General features: G+C 69.5%; 21 protein-coding genes. 4 read left to right on the top strand and 17 right to left on the bottom strand.

Going from position 1 to position 22,486, the window contains the following annotated elements; all coding sequences use genetic code 11:
• Window positions 1-4: 4 nt before the first annotated feature.
• Window positions 5-184 carry a DUF3606 domain-containing protein gene (locus ABL840_RS09465; protein ID WP_093305816.1) on the bottom strand — a complete coding sequence of 60 codons (180 nt, stop codon included), beginning with the start codon at window positions 182-184 and terminating at the stop codon, window positions 5-7.
• Between the two features lie 215 nt (window positions 185-399).
• On the opposite strand from ABL840_RS09465, the gene ABL840_RS09460 reads away from it, so the two are divergent.
• Window positions 400-816: a nuclear transport factor 2 family protein gene (locus tag ABL840_RS09460; protein WP_093305818.1), complete on the top strand. Its 417-nt coding sequence runs from the start codon at window positions 400-402 to the stop codon at window positions 814-816.
• Between the two features lie 10 nt (window positions 817-826).
• Here the strand turns inward: ABL840_RS09460 and ABL840_RS09455 are convergent, their stop codons facing one another.
• The 3 genes from ABL840_RS09455 to ABL840_RS09445 all read right to left on the bottom strand — a co-directional run bounded on the left by ABL840_RS09455 (window position 827) and on the right by ABL840_RS09445 (window position 5,808).
• Window positions 827-2,329, bottom strand: a complete 1,503-nt coding sequence (locus ABL840_RS09455) for a class I adenylate-forming enzyme family protein (protein ID WP_093305820.1) — start codon at window positions 2,327-2,329, stop codon at window positions 827-829.
• A gap of 3 nt (window positions 2,330-2,332) precedes the next feature.
• The gene (locus tag ABL840_RS09450; RefSeq protein WP_093305822.1) at window positions 2,333-3,319 is read right to left on the bottom strand and encodes a Bug family tripartite tricarboxylate transporter substrate binding protein; all 987 of its coding nucleotides are present in this window, start codon (window positions 3,317-3,319) and stop codon (window positions 2,333-2,335) included.
• A 161-nt stretch (window positions 3,320-3,480) separates the two neighbouring features.
• Window positions 3,481-5,808 carry an acyl-CoA dehydrogenase gene (locus ABL840_RS09445; RefSeq protein WP_093306092.1) on the bottom strand — a complete coding sequence of 776 codons (2,328 nt, stop codon included), beginning with the start codon at window positions 5,806-5,808 and terminating at the stop codon, window positions 3,481-3,483.
• A gap of 106 nt (window positions 5,809-5,914) precedes the next feature.
• Here ABL840_RS09445 and ABL840_RS09440 point away from each other — a divergent pair, with 106 nt between their 5' ends.
• The 3 genes from ABL840_RS09440 (at window position 5,915) to ABL840_RS09430 (ending at window position 9,353) form a co-directional block, all read left to right on the top strand.
• Complete coding sequence (locus ABL840_RS09440) at window positions 5,915-6,700, top strand: citryl-CoA lyase (RefSeq protein WP_093205361.1); 786 nt, start codon at window positions 5,915-5,917, stop codon at window positions 6,698-6,700.
• A gap of 10 nt (window positions 6,701-6,710) precedes the next feature.
• Window positions 6,711-7,874 carry an acyl-CoA dehydrogenase family protein gene (locus tag ABL840_RS09435; RefSeq protein ID WP_093205363.1) on the top strand — a complete coding sequence of 388 codons (1,164 nt, stop codon included), beginning with the start codon at window positions 6,711-6,713 and terminating at the stop codon, window positions 7,872-7,874.
• A gap of 111 nt (window positions 7,875-7,985) precedes the next feature.
• Window positions 7,986-9,353, top strand: coding sequence for an MmgE/PrpD family protein (locus ABL840_RS09430; protein WP_093305824.1), 1,368 nt, complete (start codon window positions 7,986-7,988; stop codon window positions 9,351-9,353).
• Window positions 9,354-9,359: 6 nt separating this feature from the next.
• Here the strand turns inward: ABL840_RS09430 and ABL840_RS09425 are convergent, their stop codons facing one another.
• The 13 genes from ABL840_RS09425 to ABL840_RS09365 form a co-directional block, all read right to left on the bottom strand.
• Window positions 9,360-10,085: an arylmalonate decarboxylase gene (locus ABL840_RS09425; protein ID WP_093305826.1), complete on the bottom strand. Its 726-nt coding sequence runs from the start codon at window positions 10,083-10,085 to the stop codon at window positions 9,360-9,362.
• A 2-nt stretch (window positions 10,086-10,087) separates the two neighbouring features.
• The gene (locus ABL840_RS09420; protein WP_093306094.1) at window positions 10,088-11,095 is read right to left on the bottom strand and encodes a Bug family tripartite tricarboxylate transporter substrate binding protein; all 1,008 of its coding nucleotides are present in this window, start codon (window positions 11,093-11,095) and stop codon (window positions 10,088-10,090) included.
• Window positions 11,096-11,186: 91 nt separating this feature from the next.
• Window positions 11,187-12,341, bottom strand: coding sequence for a mandelate racemase/muconate lactonizing enzyme family protein (locus ABL840_RS09415; protein WP_093305828.1), 1,155 nt, complete (start codon window positions 12,339-12,341; stop codon window positions 11,187-11,189).
• Window positions 12,342-12,492: 151 nt separating this feature from the next.
• Window positions 12,493-13,485 carry a Bug family tripartite tricarboxylate transporter substrate binding protein gene (locus tag ABL840_RS09410; protein ID WP_093305830.1) on the bottom strand — a complete coding sequence of 331 codons (993 nt, stop codon included), beginning with the start codon at window positions 13,483-13,485 and terminating at the stop codon, window positions 12,493-12,495.
• A gap of 45 nt (window positions 13,486-13,530) precedes the next feature.
• Window positions 13,531-14,727, bottom strand: a complete 1,197-nt coding sequence (locus ABL840_RS09405; RefSeq protein WP_093305832.1) for an acyl-CoA dehydrogenase family protein — start codon at window positions 14,725-14,727, stop codon at window positions 13,531-13,533.
• Window positions 14,728-14,737: 10 nt separating this feature from the next.
• Window positions 14,738-16,309, bottom strand: a complete 1,572-nt coding sequence (locus ABL840_RS09400; protein WP_093305834.1) for an AMP-binding protein — start codon at window positions 16,307-16,309, stop codon at window positions 14,738-14,740.
• Between the two features lie 148 nt (window positions 16,310-16,457).
• Window positions 16,458-17,432 (bottom strand): LysR family transcriptional regulator, encoded by a 975-nt coding sequence (locus ABL840_RS09395; protein ID WP_093305835.1) that lies wholly within the window; start codon window positions 17,430-17,432, stop codon window positions 16,458-16,460.
• Window positions 17,433-17,487: 55 nt separating this feature from the next.
• A complete protein-coding gene (locus ABL840_RS09390) occupies window positions 17,488-18,375 on the bottom strand; it encodes a LysR family transcriptional regulator (protein WP_093305837.1) in 888 nt (295 codons plus the stop codon).
• A 13-nt stretch (window positions 18,376-18,388) separates the two neighbouring features.
• Complete coding sequence (locus ABL840_RS09385) at window positions 18,389-19,279, bottom strand: LysR substrate-binding domain-containing protein (RefSeq protein WP_093305839.1); 891 nt, start codon at window positions 19,277-19,279, stop codon at window positions 18,389-18,391.
• Window positions 19,280-19,358: 79 nt separating this feature from the next.
• A complete protein-coding gene (locus ABL840_RS09380; protein ID WP_093205377.1) occupies window positions 19,359-20,264 on the bottom strand; it encodes an SDR family NAD(P)-dependent oxidoreductase in 906 nt (301 codons plus the stop codon).
• 132 nt (window positions 20,265-20,396) lie between these two features.
• Window positions 20,397-20,687, bottom strand: a complete 291-nt coding sequence (locus ABL840_RS09375; RefSeq protein ID WP_093305841.1) for a hypothetical protein — start codon at window positions 20,685-20,687, stop codon at window positions 20,397-20,399.
• A gap of 19 nt (window positions 20,688-20,706) precedes the next feature.
• A complete protein-coding gene (queF, locus tag ABL840_RS09370) occupies window positions 20,707-21,576 on the bottom strand; it encodes an NADPH-dependent 7-cyano-7-deazaguanine reductase QueF (RefSeq protein ID WP_093305843.1) in 870 nt (289 codons plus the stop codon).
• Window positions 21,573-22,478 (bottom strand): alpha/beta fold hydrolase, encoded by a 906-nt coding sequence (locus tag ABL840_RS09365; protein ID WP_093205380.1) that lies wholly within the window; start codon window positions 22,476-22,478, stop codon window positions 21,573-21,575. Before ABL840_RS09365 ends, queF begins: the two co-directional genes overlap by 4 nt.
• Between the last annotated feature and the right edge of the window lie 8 nt (window positions 22,479-22,486).

Below are 22,486 nucleotides of genomic sequence, written 5' to 3'. Positions count from 1 at the left end.
CCGCTCAGGGCTTGCCGAGGTAGGCGCGCACGTCCTTCACCTCGACGCCCGCCGCGGCGATGGCCGAGCGCAGCTGCGCCTCGGTCACGCCCAGCGTCTGGGTCCAGTAGCGCACCTCGTGCGCCTCGTTCACGTTGATGCGGGAGGCATCCTGCGGCCCGCGCTTGTTCAGGTCATCGGCCATGATTGGGTTTCCCTATCGGTGGAGGTCCTGTTTGCATGGAACCCCACCATGCGGCGCTCGCGCGGTGCGTGCTGGAGGACTTCGGCGCGCCCGCTTGCAGGAGAAGGCCGAAGCGGGGCCGAAGCGGCGCCCGGGTTGGGAATGTCCGGAAACGGCGTGCCGGCGCCCTCCTCCGCTCCTAACTTCGGGCTGCACCAACTCCCGACCCTCACGTGATGACCCCGGAACAGAACAAGCGCGCCGTCACCGACGCCTGGAAAGCCTTCGCGAGCCGCGACCGGCAACGCATCGAGGCCGTCTTCACCGACGACGCCGAATGGCTCGCGCCGAAAGGCAACGCGACGGCCGTGGCGCTCGGCGTGCCCGACCACATGATCGGCCCGGCCGCCATCGCGCGCTTTCTCGTGGACGACTTTCCGAGGCTCTTCGTGGCCGACGTCGCCGTGAGCTTCTCGCGCCTGCATTGCGACGGCGACACCGTGATCCTCGAGGAGCGCATGCAGGCCACGCTGGCCGGCGGCAGGCACTACGACAACGACTACTGCTTCGTCTTCGAGCTGCGCGAAGGCCGCATCGCCCGCGTGCGCGAGTACATGGACACGCGCAAGGGCCATGCGGCGATCTTCGGCTGAACCCGTTCGCTCAACTCACGGCAGCGACGCAGCGCGCCTTCAGCTCCCGCTTGAGCAACTTGCCGTTGGCCGTGGTGGGCATCGCGTCGATCAGCTCGATGCGCGCCGGGCGCTTGTAGGGCGACAGGTTCTCGGCAAGATGCGCGCGCAGCGCCGTCTCGTCGAGCGCCGCGCCGGGCTTCAGCTCGATGAAGGCGACCACCTGCTCGTTGCCGTCGGCCTCGGGCACGCCGATCACCGCGCACAGGTGCACGCCATCGAAGCGGCCGATGACCGCCTCGATCTCCGCCGGGTAAACATTGAAGCCCGATCGGATGATCATTTCCTTCAGCCGGCCCACCACGAAGAGCGCGCCGTCGTCACCGAAGCGCCCGAGGTCGCCGGAGGCGTACCACCCACCGGGCCGCATCACCTGTGCGGTGGCGGCGGCGTCGCGGAAATAGCCGAGCATGAGGCCGGGGCCGCGCAGCCAGATTTCGCCGGTGTCGCCTGGCGGCACGTCGTTGCCGTCGGGGCCCACGATGCGGGCCTCGCCGCCCTCCACCGCATGACCGGCCGAGGTGTCGGCGCGCGGTGACTCGGTGCGCGTGAGAAACACCGAGCCCGCGTACTCCGACAGCCCGTAGCCGTAGTGCAGCGGCTGGCCGAAGAGCCCCTCCACGCGCTGCTTGAGCGCCGGATCGAGCGGCGCCGAGCCGGTGTAGACGTAGCGCAGCTGCGGAAAGCGCGGCGCGGCGCCTTCGGCCTCGATGTGGGCAAGCAGGCGCGCGTACATCGTCGGCGGGCCGAGCAGGTTCGACACCTGCTCGTGCGCCAGCGCCTGCAGCACGTCGGCCGGCGAGAAGCTGCCGCGCAGCACCAGGGCGGCGGCGCCCGTGAGCGCGGCCATCAGCACCGTGCCGATGCCGAAGATGTGCGTCATCGGCAGGAAGGCATAGACGCGGTCGTTCTCGTCCAGCGCACGCACCCGCGCAGACACGCGCCCGAAATGCAGCAGGCCACGGTGCGACACCATCACGCCCTTGGGCGTGCCCGAGGTGCCGGAGGTGAAGATGATGGCGGCCGTGTCGGCCAGCGCCGGGTCGGGCTCGGTGCGCGCGTCGTCGCGGGCGGCCGAGCGCATCACGCCTGCAAGCGAGGTCGGTTTCGCACCGGCCCTCTGCGCATGCTTTGCTGCGGCCTCGGACGCTCCGGTCGTGAAGCAGCAAAGCCGCGCATCCGCCCGTTCGGCGATGGCCGCGATCTCGCCCGGCGACATGCGCGCGTTCACGCCGCACGACCATGCGCCCACGCGGCTGCAGGCCACGAGCAGCGCGATGTGCGCGGCGCAGTTCTCGGCCACCAGCAGCACGCGGTCGGTGGGCCGCACGCCGGCCGCGAGCAGGTCCTGTGCGGCGACGTCGACCATGGACTGCAGCTGCGCGTAGGTCGTGGTGTTTCCGGGCTCGAGGAGAAAGACCGCATCCGGCGTTCGCTCCGCGCGCTCTTCCAGCAATTGGTGAATCCGCTGCATCTTCTATTCCGCCTCGATGCCCTTGGAGGCCGTCGCCCACAGCTGGCGGTCGGCCTTGCCCTTGGTCGCCAGCACATCGGCCGCGCCCGACCACACGTCGTAGCCCTGCTCGCGCAGCCGGCTCGCGATGTCCTCGCGCGCCAGCATCTTCTGCGCGGCGGCGTTCATGCGGGCGACCATCGCGGGGTCCATGCGCGCCGGGCCGTAGAGGCCGAACCAGCCGCCCACGTCGTAGCCGGGCACGCCCGACTCGACCATGGTCGGCACCTCCGGCAGCATGCGGTTGCGCTGGCGCGAGGTGACGGCCAGCGCGCGCACCTTGCCCGTCTGGATGAAGGGCTTGGAGCTGGCGATGATGTCGAACATCATGGTCACGGTGCCGGCCATCACGTCGGCCAGCGCCGGTGCGCTGCCCTTGTACGGCACGTGCGTGAGCTGCACCCCCGTCATCTTCTCCAGCAGCGCGCCGCTCAGGTGGTTGGAGGCGCCCACGCCGGCCGAGCCGTAGAACACCTTGCCCGGCCGCGCCTTCGCATAGGCCAGCAGCTCGGACACGCTGCGCACCGGCACATCGTTGTTGACGACCAGCACGTTGGTGTAGTCCACCAGCGGCGCTATGGGCACCAGGTCCTTCATCGGGTCGAAGGCCATTCTGCGCTGCACGTTGGGGTTGATGGTGATGGTCGGGCTCGCGCCGAAGAACAGCGTCGCGCCGTCGGGCGCGGCCTTGGCCACCGCGTCGCCGCCCAGCGAGCCGCTGGCGCCGGGGCGGTTGTCCACGATCACCTGCGTGCCCAGTTCCTGGCTCAGCGCGGGCGCGAGCAGGCGCGCCGCCCCATCCACCGGACCGCCGGCCGAATAGCCGACCACCAGCTTGATGAGCGAAGGCAAGGGCTGCTGCGCGAATGCACGCTGCGACAGCACGCCGAGTGCCGCACCGCCGGTCAGCGCGGCCATGAGTTGGCGGCGCGAGAAGTGAATCGATGTCATGAGCGTTGTCTCCTGTTGTTGATCTACAAGTCAGGCTCAAAAGCCAAGCAGGACTGTTCTTTCGTGAAACACCGCGGAACCGGCTTTGCCGGGCCGCAGGTGTTGCCCCCTGCAAGGGGGTTGGCGAAGCGACACGAAGTGCGCGAAGACTGGGGCGAGCCTCATACGGGCAAGTCCAGAACCTGCCGCGCGAGGATGTTGCGCTGTATCTCGTTGGTACCGCCGTAGATCATTGCGGCGGTGGAGCCGATGAGCGGCGAAAGCACGTTGAAGCTCTGGCCGTCGAGCACCTGGTCGCCGGCCACCGCGCCCTGCTCCTCGCCGGCCTCGACCAGCAGCGCGCCGATGCGGTGATAGGTCTCGCTCGCCCAGACCTTCAGCAGCGACACCGAAGCCGGCAGCGGCTTGCCCGCGCGCACGATGTTCGCGAAGCCGGTGTAGGCGGCTGAGAGGTCGAGCACGTCGAGCCGCAGTGCCGCGAAGCGCTGCGCGAACACCGGGTCGGCAAAGAGCCGCCGCGCCTGCGCCAGCCGCGCGAGCTGGCCCAGCGCGTACTGCGACTGCTTGGGGCTGCCGAGGAAGATTCGCTCGAAGCCCAGCAGCGCCTTCGCGATGCTCCAGCCGCCGTGCAGCTTGCCCACGAGGTTCTCCGCCGGCACGCGCACGTTGTCGAAGAACACCTCGCAGAACTCCGGCTCGCCCGCCAGCGTATGGATCGGCCGGATGGTGATGCCCGGCGTGCGCAGGTCGCACAGCAGGAAGCTGATGCCCTCCTGCTTGCGCGCGTCCTTGTCGGTGCGCACCAGCATGAAGATGTGGTTGGCGTCCTGCGCGAGCGTGGTCCAGATCTTCTGGCCGTTGACGACGAAATGCTCGCCCTGCGCGTCGCGCGCCGGCATGGCCTCGGTGCGCAGGCCCGCGAGGTCGGAGCCGGCGTTGGGCTCCGAGTAGCCCTGGCACCACACATGTTCTCCGCTGAGGATGCGCGGCAGAAAGCGTTGCTGCTGCTGTGGCGTGCCGTGCTGGATCAGCAGCGGTCCGATCATCACGATGCCCTGGTCGGGCGCGCGCGCCACGCCGTACTGCTCCAGTTCCTCGATCCATGCGATGAGCTTGTCGGCCGGCAGGCCCATGCCGCCGTGCACCTGCGGCCACGCGGGCGCGATCCAGCCCTGCGCCGACAGCGTGAGGTACCAATCGCGCATCTCGCTCCAGCGCGCACGGTGCGAGAGGTAGCGCAGTTGCTGCGGGTAGCGCTGCTGCAGGAAGGCGCGCACCATGCGGCGGAAGTCGGCCTCGGACATCGAGGACCAATCGGCGGTGCGCGGGAATTCGCCTTCCCATGCGGCGGAGACCGCCACCGTGTCCGCATCGCCGCTCAGCGCCGCATGCCTGCGCTGATGCGCGCTCACATTGCCCAGCCACGCCGAAAGACACAGCACGCGCTTGTAGAACAGGCTCAGGTCGCACTCCTGCGTGTAGCCGATGGCGCCATGCAGTTGCACCGAGGCGCGCGAAGCCTGCAGCGCGGCGGCGGTGCAGCGCGCATTGACGCGGCTCGCCTCGGCCTCGAGCCGCTGTGCCGGCAGGCCCTGCGCCGCCAGCGCCAGCACCTCGTCCAGCGTGGCCTTCGCCACTTCGAGGTGGATGAACATGTCGACGCAGCGGTGCTGCAGCGCCTGGAAGCTGCCGATGGGCTTGCCGAACTGCGAGCGCGTGCGCAGGTAGGCCAGCGTCTGTGCCAGCATGGCCTGCCCCGCGCCCAGCAGCTCGGCCGACTGCAGGATCTGGCCGGCCGCGAGCGCATGGCGCAGGGCCTCCTGCGCGGCCGGGCCTTCGGCCAGCACCGCATCGGCCGGCAGCGCCACCTGCTCGAAGCGCAGGTTCGAGGCCTGGCTGCCGTCGACCAGCGGCACCGGCGTTTCGATCACGCCTTCGGTGCCGCGCGGCACCCACAGCAGCACGGCATCGTCTTCGCCGCGCGCCGACACCAGCCAGCCGCTGGCGGCCGCGCCGGGCAGCACCATGAGTTTTTCGCCCTGCAGCAGCACGCCGCCCCGGTGCCCGGGCCGTGCCTCGCAACCGCAGGCCAGCGGCACGGCGCTCAGGTCGCCGGCGCTTTCCTGCCAGGCCAGCGCGGGCAGGCTGCGGCCCGCGACCAGTTCGGCGAGCAGCGCGCTCGCACCGGGCGTGCCCAGCCGAGCCAGCAGCAGCGCGCCGAGGCCGGCCACGGCCAGCAGCGGTTCGGGCGCGGCATGCTCGCCCGCCGCGCGGAAGATCTCGGCCGCGCCGTCGAGGCCCAGTGCCAGCCCTTCCGCGGACTCGGGTGCCAGCATGCCGGTCCAGCCGAGCCCTGCGATGTCCTGCCAGCCCTCGGCCTCGTCGCCGCCGGGACGTTCCATGCGACCGCGCCGCCGCTGGATGGCACGGCTGCGGGTGAAGTAGTCGAGCGCCGATTCGCGCACTGCCGAAAGTGATTCGAGGTCCATCGCCGCAGCGTGCCCGAAGACCCCGCCGGGCGGCATTTGCATTTGCCGAAGGGAGGGTTTCGCAATCAGAGAGCCGCTGCGCGCGCGTGCGGGCTAGATTCGGCCCATGACCACCAAGATCAAGAAATCCCTGCACACGGAGCTGGGCCACAGCACGCCCGACAGGATCACCGTGCGCGGGCGCGACCTGCCCTCGGAGATCCTCGGCCACCTCAACCTCGGCGACATGGCCTTCCTGGAGCTGACCGGGCGCATCCCGACGCCGCAGGAGTCGGTGACCTTCAACGCCATCGTCGTCACGCTGGTGGAGCACGGCGTCACGCCCAGCGCGCTGGCCGCGCGCCTCACCTATGCAGGCGCGCCCGAGGCGCTGCAGGCGGCCGTGGCGGCCGGCCTGTGCGGGCTGGGCACGGTGTTCGTCGGCAGCACAGAGGGCGCCGCGAAGATGCTCTACGAGGCGATCCCCTTCGGCGAGAAGCCCTCGCGTCCGCTGGCGGACATGGCGAAGGACATCGTGGCCGACCACCGCGCGCGCAAGCTGATCGTGCCGGGGCTGGGCCATCCGCTGCACAAGCCCATCGATCCGCGCACGCCGAGGCTCTTCCAGATCGCGGCGGAGAACGGCCTTTCCACGCACTACGTCGCGCTGATGCAGGCGGTGCAGGAAGAGGCCGAGCGCGTGTCGGGCAAGTCGCTGCCGATCAATGCGACGGGTGCCATCGGCGCCATCGCGGCCGAGTTCGGCTTTCCCTGGAAGATCATCCGCGGCTTCGGCGTGATGGCGCGGGCCATCGGCCTGGTGGGCCACATCCTCGAGGAGATCGACGACCCGATGGCCATCGAGATCTGGCAGCGCGTGGAAAAGGAAGCGGGCGGCCCCCGCCAGGACTGAGCCAAGACCGATGAACAACGCCAACGACAAGAACTTTCCCGACATCCGCGACGCGGTGCGCGACCTGTGCGCGCAGTTTCCCGACGCCTACTTCCGCAAGATCGACGAGGAGCGCGGCTACCCCGCCGACTTCGTCGACGCGCTCACCAAGGCCGGCTGGATGGCCGCGCTGATCCCGCAGGAGTACGGCGGCTCGGGCCTGGGCCTGACCGAGGCCTCGGTCATCATGGAAGAGATCAACCGCTGCGGCGGCAACTCCGGTGCCTGCCACGGCCAGATGTACAACATGGGCACGCTGCTGCGCCACGGCAGCGAGGCGCAGAAGCGCGCCTACCTGCCGAAGATCGCCAACGGCGAACTGCGCCTGCAGTCCATGGGCGTGACCGAGCCCACCACCGGCACCGACACCACCAAGATCAAGACCACCGCCGTGAAGAAGGGCGACCGCTACGTCGTCAACGGCCAGAAGGTGTGGATCTCGCGCATCCAGCACTCCGACCTGATGATCCTGCTGGCGCGCACCACGCCGCTTTCGGAGGTGAAAAAGAAGTCCGAGGGCATGTCGATCTTCATCGTCGACCTGCGCGAGGCCATCGGCAAGGGGCTGGAGGTGCGACCCATCCTCAACATGGTGAACCACGAGACCAACGAGCTGTTCTTCGAGAACCTGGAGATCCCGGCCGAGAACCTGATCGGCGAGGAAGGCCAGGGCTTCAAGTACATCCTCGACGGGCTCAACGCGGAGCGCACGCTGATCGCGGCCGAGTGCATCGGCGACGGCTACTGGTTCATCGACCGGGTCACGAAGTACACGAAGGAGCGCGTGGTGTTCGGCAGGCCCATCGGCCAGAACCAGGGCGTGCAGTTCCCGATCGCCGAATCGTTCATCGAGGTGGAAGCCGCGAATCTCATGCGCTACGAGGCCTGCCGCCTGTTCGATGCGCACCAGCCCTGCGGCGCGCAGGCCAACATGGCGAAGTACCTCGCGGCCAAGGCCAGCTGGGAGGCGGCCAACGCCTGCCTGCAGTTCCACGGCGGCTTCGGCTTCGCCTGCGAATACGACATCGAGCGCAAGTTCAGGGAGACGCGGCTCTACCAGGTGGCGCCGATCTCGACCAACCTCATCCTGAGCTACGTGGCGGAACACATGCTCGGCCTGCCCCGTTCCTTTTGACTAACCCCCAGGCTTCGCGCACTTCGTGTCGCTTCGCCAACCCCCTTGCCGGGGGCAACACCTGCGGCCCGGCAAAGCCGGTTCCGCGGCATTCCACGAAAGGATCCATTCATGACATCCGCCGTTGCCAACCATCCGAGCAAGGTGCTCGCGACCTTCGCGGCCGACCTGAAGTTCGGCGACATCCCCGCCCCCGTGCTGCGCCGCACCGAAGACCTGATGCTCGACTGGCTGGGCTCGGTGCTCGCGGCCCGCACGGCGCGGCCCGTACGCAGCATCGAGCGCTTCGCTCAGATGATGGGCCCCGCCGAAGGGCCCAGCGAGCTGCTGACCTCGCGGCGCACCACATCGCCGGTGTTCGCCGCGCTGGTCAACGCGGCGGCCTCGCATTTCGTGGAGCAGGACGACGTGCACAACGGCTCGGTGTTCCACCCGGCCGCGGTCGTCATCGCGCCCGCGCTCGCGGTGGCGCAGAGCATTGGTGCGAGCGGCGCGCAACTGCTCACGGCCGTGGTCGCGGGCTACGAGGTCGGCATCCGCGTCGGCGAGTTCCTCGGCCGTTCGCACTACAAGACCTTCCACACGACGGCGACCGCGGGCACGCTCGCGGCGGCTGCGGCGGTGGGGCGCCTGCTGGAACTCACGCCGCAGCAGATGCTGCATGCCTTCGGCTCGGCCGGCACGCAATCGGCCGGCGTGTGGGAGTTCCTGCGCGACGCGGCCGATTCCAAGCAGCTGCACTGCGCGCACGCCGCGACGAGCGGGCTGATGTCGGCCTACCTCGCGCAGGACGGCTTCACCGGCGCCGCGAAAATCCTCGAAGGCGCGCAGGGCCTGGGCGTGGGCATGTCGAGCGACGCCGACCCGGCCAAGCTCACCGACGGCCTGGGCACGCGCTGGACGCTGGCCGAGACCTCCTTCAAGTACCACGCCTCCTGCCGCCACACGCACCCCGCCGCCGACGCGCTGCTGCAGGTGATGACGCAGAACAGGCTGAAGCCCGCGGACGTGTCGCGCGTGACCACGCACGTGCACCAGGGTGCCATCGACGTGCTGGGCCGCGTCGACGTGCCCGCCACGGTGCACCAGGGCAAGTTCTCGATGGGCACGGTGCTGGGCCTCATCGCCGTGCACGGCCGCGCGGGCCTGGGCGAGTTCGACCGCGACTTCCTCGCGCCCGAGGTCTCGGCCTTCCGCGAGAAGGTGGCGATGCAGCTCGACGAGGAGGTCGACACGGCCTACCCCGCGCGCTGGATCGGCAAGGTAAGCGTGCAGACCGCCGACGGCCGCACGCTGCAGGGCCGCGTGGACGAGCCCAAGGGCGACCCCGGCAACAGCCTGAGCCGCGCGGAGATCGAGGACAAGATGCAGCGCCTCGCGCACTACGGCGAAGGCGCGACCGCCGACGAGGCCAAGGCGCTGTGCAAGCGTGTCTGGCAGCTGGCCGACACGCCGCGCGTGGGGCGCTGGCTGGCCTGACGGCGCTCAGGCCGGCGCGGTCCAGGCGAAGAGCCGCCCGCAGCCCGGCGAGCGCGCATCGAGCCCTGCGGCGCGCGCAAGGTCCCAGAAGCCGGCGGGCGAACTGGACACCACCGGCACCTGCAGGCGCTCTTCCACCTCGCGCACCGCGTCGAGCGTGACCAGCCCGCCGCACGAGATCAGGATGCCGTCGGCGCCGGGCCGGGCCTCGAACACCTTCACGCACAGGTCCACCAGCGCCCTGGTCGGCACCTTGCCCACGGCCTGCACGTCGGAGATCGAAAGGCCTTCGAGCGCCAACGGCTCGAAGTCGCTCTGCTCCAGGTAGCCGCGCAGCTGCGCGTTGACCTCGTCGATGTAGGCCGTGGCCACCGCCACGCGCCGCACCTTCAGGTGGCGCAGCCCGTTGACGATGGCGTTGCTCATGGTCGTGCACGGCAGGCCCGTGGCGCGCGCCATCTCGACCTCGAGCTGGCGGTTGAAGGTCGCGCCGCGGAAGAAGCTCAGCGAGGTGCCCATGAGCGAGATCGCGGAAACGCCCTCTTCCTTCTTCAGCTCGACCGCCTTCGCGACCACCGAGTCGATCACGTCGAGATAGCCGCGCGTGGAGATTTCTCCCAGGCCAAGCCCGCGCGCGCTGAAGCGGATGCGCTCGCCGTACAGCAGCGGCCCGTCCACCGGCACCGCGCCCGCGGCGGGCGGCACGATCAGGCCCAGATGAGGCTGCGCCATGCTCAGCTCCCCTCGGCGACGATGCGCTGGTCCGCGATGATCTTCTTCCACCGCGAGGTCTCCGCTGCCATGTCCTTGCCGAGCTGGGCCGGCGTGGAGTAGGCGCGCAGCGTGCCCTGCGCGGCGGCAGCGATGCCGGCTTCCGGCGTGTCGAGCACCGACTTCACCGCGGCCGAGAGCTTGTCGACGATGTCGTTCGGCGTGCCGGCCGGCGCCAGCACGAAGATGCGCGGCGCCACGTCGAAGCCGGGCAAGGCGTCGGCCAGCGGCGGCACGTTCTCCGCGCCTTCGAGCTTGGCCGTGTTCATCATCGCCAGCGCGCGCAGCTTGCCCGCCTTGGCCTGCGCCATGCCGGCCGTGGCGCTCACCACGCCCAGGGGAATCTGGCCGCCGATCACGTCGGGCACGATCTGCGCCGCGCCGCGGTAGGGCACGTGCACCACCGGGCTGCCGGTGGCCTGCTTGAGCATCTCGAAGCCCAGGTGCTGCACGGTGCCCACGCCCGAGGTGGCGTACGAGTAGCGCGAGGCGTTGGCCTTGAGCTCCTTCACCAGCTCGGCCGGCGTCTTCGCCGGAAAGTCGTTGCTGGCCACGATCATCAGCGGCGAGATGAAGGCCCCCGCCACCGGCCTGAAGCTGGTGAGCGGGTCGATGGCGATCTTCGGCTGCAGCAGCTTGGCGGCGAGCAAGGCGCTGTCGCCCATCATCAGCGTGTAGCCGTCGGGCGGCGCCTTGGCGACGAAGTCGGCCGCGATGAGCCCTGTCGCGCCGGTGCGGTTCTCCACCAGCACCTGCTGGCCCAGCACGTTCGACAGGCGCGTGCCGAGCAGCCGCGCCACCGCATCGACGCCGCCGCCGGCGGAGTAGCCGACGATGAGGCGAATGGGCTTGTCGGGGTATTTCTGGGCCCAGGCCGCGGGCGCAGCGAAGGCGGCCGCGAGGCCCAGGGCGGCCATCGCGCGCAATGCATGGCGGCGCGCGGGTGGTCGAATCGCTTGTCTGGCTTTCATCATGTCTCCGTTGTCTTGATCGGACGCCGGCCGTCTGTCGCGGCCCGGTCGTGAAGGAAGAAAGTGTCGCCCCTGCGGCGACGCGGGCCGCTCAGGCCTTGCCCTTGCCGTGCGAGGTCGGCAGCTTCGCTAGCTCGCGCACGCGCTCGGCATTGGGCGCGAAGCCCAGGCCGGGCGTCTCGGGCAGCGTGAGCCAGCCCTGCTCGGGCACCGGCAGGCCGTCGAAGATCTGCTTGAGCATCTGCACCGCCACGTAGTGGTACTCGACCAGCCCGCCGTTCGACACGCCCGCATGCAGGTGCATGTTGTGGAAGGGCCAGGCGCCGCCGTTGTCGATGGGCACGTTGAAGGCCTGCGCCATGCCGGCGATCTTCAGCACCTGCGAATAGCCGCCCGAGATGGTCACGTTGGGCTGAAGCACGTCGGCCGCCTGGTTCACCAGCAGGTCGCGGAAGCGGAAGGCCAGGCCCTCGTTCTGGCCGCAGGCCAGCGGGATGCGGGTGCGCGCGCGCAGCTGGGCCATCTGGCGCACGTCGTTCTGCGTGAGCGGCTCCTCGAAGAAGCTGATGCCATAGGGCTCGATGCGGTGCGCCAGCTCGGTGGCGTGGAACAGGTCGAGGCCGCAGTTGGCGTCGACGTAGAGCTTCACGTCGGGGCCGACCGCCTCGCGCACAGCGGCGACGCGGCGCACGTCTTCGGCGATGACCTCGTCGAGCGGGCGCGGCTCGTCGCGGCGCGCGAGCGCATGGTTGCCCACGGTCATCTTCAGCCGCTGGAAGCCCTGCGAGCCCCACAGCTTCGCCGCCGCCGCGAGCTGGTCGCGCTCGAAGAAGCCGAAGCCGAAGGTGGCGTACACCGGCACCTTCGCGCGCGCGCCGCCGAGCAGGCGCCACAGCGGCTGGCCCAGCGCGCGGGCCTTGATGTCCCACAGCGCGATGTCGAGCGCGGCGATGGTGTGGCTGGCGTAGCCGGTCTGGCCGCGCGGAGAGAGCAGCCAGTAGAGCTTTTCCCAGAGGCGCTCGGTGGCCATCGGGTCTTCGCCGATCAGCGCCGGGCCGGCCACCTCGCGCACGGCGGCGGCGATGATCTCCTCCTCGGTGATGGCCGTCATGCCGTGGCCGACGAGGCCGGTGTCGGTCTCGATCTCGGTGAGGCACAGCGACAGCGAGGTCTGCTTGTTCATGCCGACCACGTCGATGGTGACGGGAATGTTCAGCGGCGTGGCGCTGACGCGAACGATCTTCAAGTCTGTCTCCTTTGTTGGTGCGCGCATCTTTGCGTGCGAACCGCGGGAGAACAATTCGTTTTTGGCGAGTTCGAGCCTTCGCGTGGCGCGAAGGCTCGCAAGAAACCGACAAGGTCACGGCGCCCCTCGGCCGGGCGCCGCGCCCCATTGCCTACATCGGTGTCAGCCGGGCTCTCTTCATCATGGCTTCGGTGAGCGCGATCTCCTGCACGAAGCTCCTGGCGTATTCCTGCGAATCCGCGGGGTCGATGCTTCCGCCGGTGGCCTCGATCGCGGCGCGCACTGCGGGTTGCCTCACGGCCTGCTCGAATGCGGCGTGGATCCTGGCGACGACCGCGTCGGGCGTGCGCACAGGCACGGAGATGCCGCCCCACGAGGTCAGCGACACGCCCGGCACGCCCGCCTCGGCCAGCGTCGGCACTTCCGGCAAGGCGGTGTTGCGCCGGGTGCCCGCAACTGCCAGTGCCTTCAGGCGCCCGGCCTGGACGTGCGGATAGGCCACGCTGAAGATCGGCATCGCGAAAGCGACCTGCCTGCCGAGCACCGCGCTGACCATCTCCGACGCGCCCTTGTAGGGCACGTGCGTCGCCTCCACGCCGGCCGTGCTCAGGAACAGTTCGACGCCGAGGTGCGAGGGAGATCCCACGCCACCGGACGCATAGTCGAGCTTGCCGGGGTTCAGGCGCGCCCGCTCGACCAGCTCGTGCACCGTGCCGATCCCCGACGCGGGATGGACGACCAGCAGGATGTCGGAGGTGGTCAGCCGCATGATGTGGCGGAAGTCCTTGAGCGCGTCATAGCCCGGGTTCGCGTACATGCGCATGTTGGCCGCCATCGGCGCGGCGGAAAAGACCCAGGTGTAGCCGTCGGCGGGAGCGATGGCCGCCAGCCTGGCGCCGATGTTTCCGGCGGCGCCTGCACGGTTCTCGATCACGACAGGCTGCCCGAGCAGCGGACTCACGGCCTCCGCCAGCGTACGTGCGGTGATGTCGGGCCCGGTGCCCGGCAGGTACGGCAGCACCCACTTGATGGGGCGGCTGGGCCACTCGCCGCCGGCAGCCAGCGCGGGCCACGCCGCCGGCCACAGCGACGCGGCCAATGCCTTGCAGAGTTGGCGCCGCGTGAAGGCGCAGTTCGGTTTCATGGTTGTCGTCTCCTGATCTGTTTCTTGTGGCGCGGCGCCCGGGCTTCATGGCCCCGGGTCGCCGAGCAGTTCGCGTGCGATGGTGTTGCGCTGGATCTCGCTTGTGCCGGTGAGCACCCGGTACATGCGCAACATGCGGAAGAGGAATTCGACGCGGCGGCCCTGCACGATGCCCTCGCCGCCGTGGATCTGCACCGCCGAGTCGGCGATGCGGAAGGCGGATTCGGAACAGAACAGCTTGGCCATCGACGCCTCGGCGCGGGCTTCGCCGCCGGCATCGATCTGGCGTGCGGTGGCGATCATCAGGCTGCGCGCGGCGGCCAGTTCGGTCGCCATGTCGGCCAGCATGTGCTGCACGGCCTGGAACTGCGCGATCGCGCGGCCGAACTGGCGGCGGCCCTTCGCGTAGCAGGTGGCGTCCTCCAGCGCCACGCGCGCGAGCCCCACCATGGCCGGGCAATGCAGAAGCCTGTTCACCGTGATGCGTCCCAGCGCGAGCGCCAGGCCCCGGCCGGGTTCGCCGATCATGTTGCGCGCGGGAACGCGGCAGCCCTCCAGCACGATGTCCCCGGTGTGCGACTGGCCGGCCATGGTCTTGTAGCCCGACTCCACGCGCGCGCCCGGCTGGCCCAGGTCGACGAAGAAGGCCGATATCTCGCGTTGGGCCGGGTCTGGGGCGGTGGATGCCATGACGAGCGCGAAGTCCGCGAACGGCGATCCCGAGATGAAGCGCTTGCGGCCGGTCAGCAGGTAGTCGTCGCCCTGCCGCTCGGCGCGCGTCTGCACCGCTCCCGCATCGGAGCCGGCCTCCGCCTCGGTCAGCGCGAAGCAGATCGCCTTGTCCGCATTCGCCACCGGCGCGATGAACTGCTCCAGCTGGTAGGGCGTGGCCTGGCGTGCGAGCGCGCCCACCCGGGGCGGGCCGCTCAGTTCGCCGAACACATGGGGCGCGAGCGGCGAGCCGCTGGCGTAGATGGCTTCCTTGACCAACACGTGGTCGAGCACCGTCAGGCCCGCGCCGCCCATCGCCTTCGGCAGCGTGATGCCGTAGAAGCCGAGTTCGTGGGAGCGCCGCCAGACGCGGCGCAGCGTGTCGCGTCCGGGGCTGTGCTCGTGGTCGATGCCGTGCTCGCGGACGATGGCGGCCAGCTCGCCGTGAATGAAGTCGAGGATGCGTCCGGTCAGTTCCCCGGCCTGCGCCGAGCCTTCGAAGTTCGCCGCCGGGGCGTGAGTGATGCTCATGCGTGCTCCTTCAGTTGACGCGCCGCGCGCGGTCGGCCCAGTAGGGTGCCTGGATGGTCTTGCGGGCCACCTTGCCGTTGGCGTTCTTCGGCAACGCGGTCACGAACTCGATCGTGCGCGGCCGCTTGAAGCCGCCGAGCCGGCCGGCGCAGAAGGCATCGAGCGCCGCCGGGTCGGGCAGCTCGCCGGGCTTGAGCACGACATGCGCGGCCACCGCCTCGCCCCACTTGTCGTCGGGCACCGCGAACACGCAGGCGTCCGCCACGGCGGCATGCTGGTAGAGCACCGCCTCGACCTCCGACGGATAGACGTTGAAGCCGCCGGTGATGACCATGTCCTTCTTGCGATCGACGATGTAGATGTAGCCATCCTCGTCGGCGCGGGCGAGATCGCCGGTGTGATAGCGACCGTCCTTGAGCACCTCGGCCGTGAGCTCCGGTGCGCGCCAGTAGCCCGCGAAGACATCGGCGCCGCTGACCACGATCTCCCCGATGCCGCCGGTCGCGACGGGCCGCCCCTCGTCTTCGACGATCTCCACGCGCGACTCCAGGAACGGCCGCCCGCAGGAGGCCAGGCGTTCGGGCCTCGCGGCGCGCGCGAACAGGTGGTCTTCCACCGACAGCCCGCACACGCCGGAAGTCGTCTCGCCCGCGCCGTAGCCCTGCGAGAGCACCGGACCGAACACGTCCATCGCCTGCATGATCCGCGCCGGTGCCATGGGAGCCGCGCCGTAGCCGAGCCGCTTCAGGTCAGGCAGCGGCATGTACCGGCCCTGCAGTTGCGCGAGCAGCATGTTGATCATGGTCGGCACCATGAAGGTGTGGCCGACGCGATCCGCGCGCATCTCCGCGAGAAAGCGATCGGGCTCGAAGCCGTCGAACAGCCGGATGGTCGCCCCGCTGCACAGTGCCGGCACGAGCTGCATGCCGGAGGCGTGAGTGATCGGGCCGACGAGGCCGAGCAGTTCGCCCGGCTTCAGACCGTCGGCGCGCATGAGGAACTTGCGCAGCTGCGCCAGGCGGTTGCCGAAGGTCTGCATGGCAGCCTTCAGGACGCCGCTGGAGCCCGAGGTGTAGTGCAGCACCGCGAGCTCGTCCGATTGCACGCGCGCGGGTTCGATCGCATCGCTGGCCGCCGCCAGGGCGGCTTCGTAGCTGAGCGCGCCGCCTGCCGGCCGGTCGACCAGCAGCAGCGCCGGGGGCGCCGCCTCGAGCAGGGGCAGGAATGCCTCGGCGCGCGCCGAAGTCGTCACGACCAGGCCAGCCTCGCTGTTGGCGATCATCGCGGCCACTTCCACCGGCGACAGCCGCGAATTGATCGGGGCCTTGACCAGCGCGGCCTTGTAGCAGGCGAGTTCGAGCTCGACCACCTCGATGCAGTTCGGCAGGCAGACGCCCACCCTCGCGCCGCGCGCCAGGCCATGGGCGAGCAGCGCGTTCGCGAGGCGGCTGGAGCGCCGGTCGAGTTCTTCGTAGGTGATGGAGCGCGCCGGGCTCTTGATGGCGATTTGCCGGGCGAAGGCGCGGGATGCGCGCGAGACGAGAGCGCCGACGTTGGCGACCTCGAAGGACGGGGAATTCAAGGGGCTATCTCCTGTGCGCCACTTCCATGTGCGAGTGGACTGGCGCCACTATCGCGGCGCGGAGGGCCGGGGAGGAAATACCGTTTACTGATGCGCGGCCATCACTATTTTTGATGGCCGCGGCGCCAAAGCCGGTGCGGGACCGGCGTCAGGGAAGCTCGGCGTCCCAGCGGCCGTCGCCGGCCATGCGTGCGATCTCCTCGCGCAGCACGTCGATCAGCGCCTGCACCACCGGATCGGCGGGCCGGTTCGCAAGAGTCGCGAGCGTGTAGCTGCGCAGCAGTTGTGGCTGCGTCACCCGCGCGCAGACCCAGTGCGGATCGGCCCGCGGGGAATCCTCGAGCGCGCAGGCCGGCGTGAAGGTGAAGCCGGCCCCCGCCTGGTAGAGCGACCGGATCACGCGCGCGGAGTCGTGCTCGTAGGCGACGTTGAGTTCGATGCCCTGCTCCGAGGCCGCCTGCTCGACGGCCTGCCGGATGCTGAAGCGCCGCGACTGCAGGACCAGGGGCAGCCGGGCTGCCCGCGCGAAGGTGATTTCGTCGCGGTGGCGGTGCCCGGCCTTGGGCGTGGCGCGCCGGCGCTTCAGCAGTGGCGCGGCGATCCCGTCCACGTCGAAGCCGCACAGGAAGATCGACTCGCGTGCGAGCGGCTCGCACACCGTGCCCTCCAGGGCCGGCGTGTCCACCATGATGCCCACCTCGGCCCTGCGCTCCAGCATGGTCTTCTTCACCATGAGGCTCAGGTCGTCGAGCACGAACACGCGCACGAGCGGGTGGCGCTGCCTCAGCTGCTTCAGCACAGGGCCGAGCAGCAACGACGAAAGCAGCGAGGGGATCGCAAGGGTGACGGAACCCTCGAGACCCGCCGAGGGGCGCTGGAAGCGCTCCTTCAGCGCGGCGGCGTCCGACAGGAGCCTGCGCGCGTCATGGTAGAGAGCCGTCCCCGCGCTCGTCGGCGTGACGCCGACATGCGAGCGCTCGAAGAGCTGGGCACCGAGTTCGCTCTCGAGCTTCTTGATCTGCGCCGTGAGCGCGGGCTGGGCCACGTACAGCGAAGCAGCCGCACGCGAGAGGCTGCCCGCCTCCAGCACGGCGATGAAGTAGCGAAGTGCGCGAAGGTCCACGGTGTCGTCGTCGGTGCTTCGGTGCGGCTATTGTCTGCAGGAAGGCCGTGCCCGTTCAGTCGGGGCGCCGCAAGTGCTCCAGCACCGAGCGCGCGGCCACCGTCAGGTCCTGCTGCCTGCGCACGCACAGCAGGTGGCGCCTGTTGGCCCAGGGTGCGTCGAGCTTCAGGCAGCGCAGCTTCAGTATCTGCAGCTGCGGCAGGATGGCCGCGTAGGGCAGCACGCCGATGCCCGCACCCTGCTCCACCATGCGGCAGACCATGTCGAAGCTGCCCACCTGCATGCGCACCTTCAGCGGCACCTGTGCCTCCAGCGCCGCGGCCAGCAGCACGCGGTGCAGCGCCGTGCCTTCGCGCACCACGATGTGGTCGTGGCTCAGCACCTCGTCGACGCCGATGCGCCTGCGCCGCGCCAGCGGATGGTCGCGCGCCACCACCACGGCCAGCTCGTCGGTGCGATAGGGCAGGCATTCGAGGCCCTCGGCGGGCGTGTTGCCCTCGATCACGCCGATGTCGGCCAGGCCCGCCTGCACCGCCTTCACCACCTCGGTGCTGGCGCGCTCCTGCAGGTCGATCTTCAGCACCGGATGCAGGCGCAGGAAGGAGCCGATCTGCGCCGGAAGAAACTGCGCGATGGTCGAGGCATTGGCCGTGATGCTGACCACGCCGGCCACGCCGTTCTGGAAGTCGTCGAGCTCGGCGCCGAGGCGGTCCATGGCCGAGAGCACGGCGCGCGCATGCAGCAGCAGCCCGTGCCCCGCCGAGGTGAGCGTGACGCCGCGCGCATGGCGCACCAGCAGCGGCAGCCGCGCACGGGCCTCCAGGTCGGAGATGCGCTTGCTGGCAGCCGCCAGCGCGATGTGGCAGCGCTTGGCGCCCTCGCTGATGCTGCCGTTGTCGGCAACGGCCACGAACAGGCGCAGCGACTTCAGGTCGGCCGACATGGCTGCGGCCTCCTCAACGCGCCGCGAGGTGGTCGAACAACTCGCGCGCCAGGGCGGGCAGCTGCTCGCGGCTGCGCGCGACCAGCTTCAGCTCGCGCTCGGCCCAGGTGTCGCTGAGCGCCACGGTCGAGATGCGCATCGCCATCGAAAGCCGCTGCGCCGACGACATCGGCAGCACGCCGATGCCCACGCCCGCTTCGATCATCAGGCAGATGGCCTCGAAGCTGCTGACCTGGATGCGCGGGTTGAAGCCGCGCCCTGCAAGCTCGGCACGGCGCTGCAAGAAGCGATGGATGGCGCTGCCGTGGTGCAGGCCCACATGCTGCTCGTCGAGCGTGTCGGCGAAGGCCACCGATGGCGCTCCGGCAAGGCGATGCGTAGTGGGCACCACCAGCACGAGCTGGTTGCTGCCGAAGGGCCGCGCGTCGAAGTCGCCCGTGTGCACGTCGCCCGCGAGGATGCCGATGTCGGCCTCGCCGTCGGCCACCGCGCGCACGATCTCCTCGCTGAGGTATTCGCGCAAGTCGACCTGCACGGCCGGATGCTGCGTGAGAAAACCCGCCAGCTTCTGCGGCAGGTATTCGGTGATCGAGGTGGTGTTGGCGAACACCCGCACATGGCCCTTGATGCCCTTGCCGAAGTCCTGCATGTCGCAGCGCAGGTGCTCCATCTGCTGCATCACGCGCTTGGCGTGGTAGAGCACCGCCTGCCCCGCCGCCGTGAGGCTCACGCCCTGCGCGCTGCGGTGCAGCAGCTTGCCGCCCACGGCCTCCTCCATCTGCTTGATGCGAGTGGAGGCGGCGGCCAGCGAGATGCAGGCCTTCTCCGCGCCGCGCGTGAGGCTGTGCGCGTCCGCCACGTAGACGAACAGTTTCAGGTCGAACAGGTCGAAGTGCAGGTTCACCGGGCGCCGGTATCAAGGGGAAACGGAACGCGCATTGTCCGGCGAATGAGGCTGCTCGCCGCCCTCTGCGGGTTTGTCCTCAGACCGGGTCCCAGCTGAACACGTCGGCCGAGCGGTCCAGCGGGTAGAAGCTGGCGCGCATCGCGGGCATGGCGTGCTCGGCGATGCTCTGCGGTGTCCAGCCCTCCGAGCGGTGGATGGAACGCACCGGGCGCGGCTGGCTGATGAGCGAGATCTCGTTGTTGCGCACCGAGAAGATCTGGCCGTTGACTGCCGCGGCGGCATCGCTCGCGAGGTACACGGCCAGCGGCGCGACCTTGGCCGGCGTCATCTGCTTGATCTTGTCGACGCGGGCGCGCTGCTCGTCGGTGTCGGTGGGAATGGCGCCGATCATGCGGCTCCATGCGAAGGGCGCGATGCAGTTGGAGCGCACGTTGAATTTCTGCATGTCCAGCGCGATCGACTTAGACAGCGCGGCAATGCCGAGCTTGGCCGCCGCGTAGTTGGCCTGCCCGAAGTTGCCGATGAGGCCCGAGGTGGAAGTCATGTGCACCAGCGCGCCCGACTCCTGCTCCTTGAAGTGCGTGGCGGCGGCACGGCTCACGTAGTACGCGCCGTACAGGTGCACCTTGAGCACCGAGTCCCACTCGTCCACCGACATCTTGTGGAAGAAGCGGTCGCGCAGGATGCCGGCGTTGTTGACCACCGCGTCGATGCGCCCGAAGTTCTCGACGGCGCATTCCACGATGCGCGCCGCGCTCGCGGCATCGGCCACGCTGTCGGTGTTGGGCACGGCCTGTCCGCCGGCCGAGCGGATCTCGTCGACCACCTGCTGCGCGGGGCCTGCGCTGCCGCCGGCACCATCGAGCGCCGCGCCGATGTCGTTGACCACCACCTTCGCGCCATGCGCCGCCATCGCCAGCGCGATGTCGCGCCCGATGCCGCCGCCAGCGCCGGTGACGACGACCACTTTTCCTTCAACCATTTGTCTGCGCTCCAGATGTTCGTTCGACCGCGGACTCGCGGGTGAAATCCAGAATGCCACAGGCGGGGCTGGAGCGGGTTTCGGGTTTCCGAAGAGGGGCTTCGGGAACCGTACGTGGAACCGCCTGGCGGTCTACGTCGCCCAACGCAAGGTTGGCCCGATGGCCATCGCAGCAAGCTGCGTCATGGCCTCCTGCAAAGACTCATAAGCGCCGCTGCCTGAGGGGAACACTCCGCGTTCGGTCGTCGAGCCGTATTGCACATAAAAAATGACCTGCTCGACGTCGTCTCTGACATGCGGCTCGTCTTCGCGATCTCCCGTTCCGAAGCGAACAGGCGAACGAATGATCCGGATATCGCACTCAATCTCTCCGTCGTAGAGAAAGACGCCCGCCTTCACGATCTCCTGTCCGGGAAACAACATTGCGGGTAGCTCGCGTTCGTTACTGCCTCGCCGTCCGGATGTTCGGCGGCAGCGCCTGCGGCCAGCTCGTGCGGAACGGGTTGATGTCCAGGCCGCCGCGCCGCGTGTAGCGCGCGTACACCGCGAGCTTGTTCGGCTTGCAGCGGGTCCAGATGTCCGTGAACATGCGCTCGGCGCAGGGCTCGTGGAACTCGTTGTGGTTGCGGAAGCTGATGATGTACGCGAGCAGCCCCGCCTGGTCGATGGGCGGGCCGCTGTAGCGGATCTGCACGCTGCCCCAGTCGGGCTGGCCGGTGACGAGGCAGTTGCTCTTCAGCAGGCGGCTGGTGAGCGTTTCGTTGACGGGCGCCTGCGTGGCGTCGCTGCTCAGCAGCTCGGGCGTGGGCTGGTAGTGGGTGCACTCGATGTCGAGGCGGTCGAGGTCGAGGCCGTCGAGTTCGTGCACCGGCTCGCGGTCGAACATGTCGGGCGCGAGCAGGCTCACGCCGATGGTGGCCTGCTGGTCGCTGCCGCGCCATGCGGCTTCCGACAGGTCGGCGCGCAGGCGCTCGCGCACCGCGTCTGCGCTCGCGAACTGGCTGTTGTTGAAGCTGTTGAGGTAGAGCTTGAAGCTCTTGCTCTCGATGATGTTGGGCGTCTCGCAGGGAATGGTGAAGTGCACGATGGCCAGCTGCGGCTTGCCGCGCAGGTTGAGCCAGCTCACCTCGAAGGCGGTCCAGAGGTCGGCGCCGAAGAACGGCAGCGCGCCGGTCTTGATGCCCATGGCCTCGCGCTGCGTGGCTCGCGCGATGGGAAAGAGCAGCGTCGGGTCGTAGCGGTCGGCGTAGGCCGAGGCGCGGCCCAGTTGCGATTGCTCGGGAGTATTGGGGTTGTGCGGGTCGTGGCTCATGATGGTCTCGTATCTGCGGCATCCGCCGCCTGGGCGAACGGTGCGATGTGGTTGGCGAGGATGTTGCACACCTCGGGCGGCAGGTCGTGGCCCATGCCGGGAATGGAAACGAATTGCGAACCCGGAATGCGCCGGGCCGTGTCTTCGCCGCAGGCGATGGGCACGAGCGCATCGGCGTCGCCGTGCAGCACCAGCGTGGGCGAGCGGATGCCCTGCAGTATGCGGGGGCGCTCGTCGTCGGCGCCGATGGCCAGCATCTGCCGCAACAGTCCGGCCGGGTGGTACGCGCGACGCAGGCCGAAGGTGAGGCGCTCGGCCAGCTCCTCGTCGGTCTGCGGGTAGGCCGGGCTCTGGATGAGCCGCAGCAGCCGGATGCTGTGCGCGACCAGCGCGGCCTCGTCGCGGCTGGCCGGGCGGCGCATGAGCATGGTGGTGACCTCGCGGCGCGGGCCGGGCAGTCCGCGCGCGCCGCTGGAGCTCATGATGCTCACGAGGCTGGTCGTGCGCTGCGGCGCGAAGGCCGCGATGCGCTGCGCGATCATGCCGCCCATGGAGGCGCCGACGATGTGGGCCTTCTGGATGCCCAGCGCGTCGAGCACGCCGAGCGAATCGATGGCCATGTCCTGCAGGGTGTAGGCCGAGCGCACCTTCAGGCCGAGGCGGTGGCGGATGGTCTCCCACACGATGTTGCCGGTGCCGGCATGGTCGAAGCCCTGGCTCAGGCCGATGTCTCGATTGTCGTGACGTATCACGCGAAAGCCCGCGTCCGCCAGCTGCCGCACGAAGGCCGTCGGCCACGCGACGAGCTGCATGCCCAGGCCCATGATGAGCAGGATGACGGGGCGCCCCTCGCCTCCGGTGTCGTCGACTTCGATCTGCAGCCCGTTGGCGGTGACTTTCATCGGGTCCT

Origin of the sequence: Variovorax sp. NFACC27, from assembly GCF_048301545.1 — a bacterium.
Lineage (GTDB): Bacteria > Pseudomonadota > Gammaproteobacteria > Burkholderiales > Burkholderiaceae_C > Variovorax > Variovorax gossypii.
This window is presented reverse-complemented; position numbering and strand designations above follow the sequence as displayed.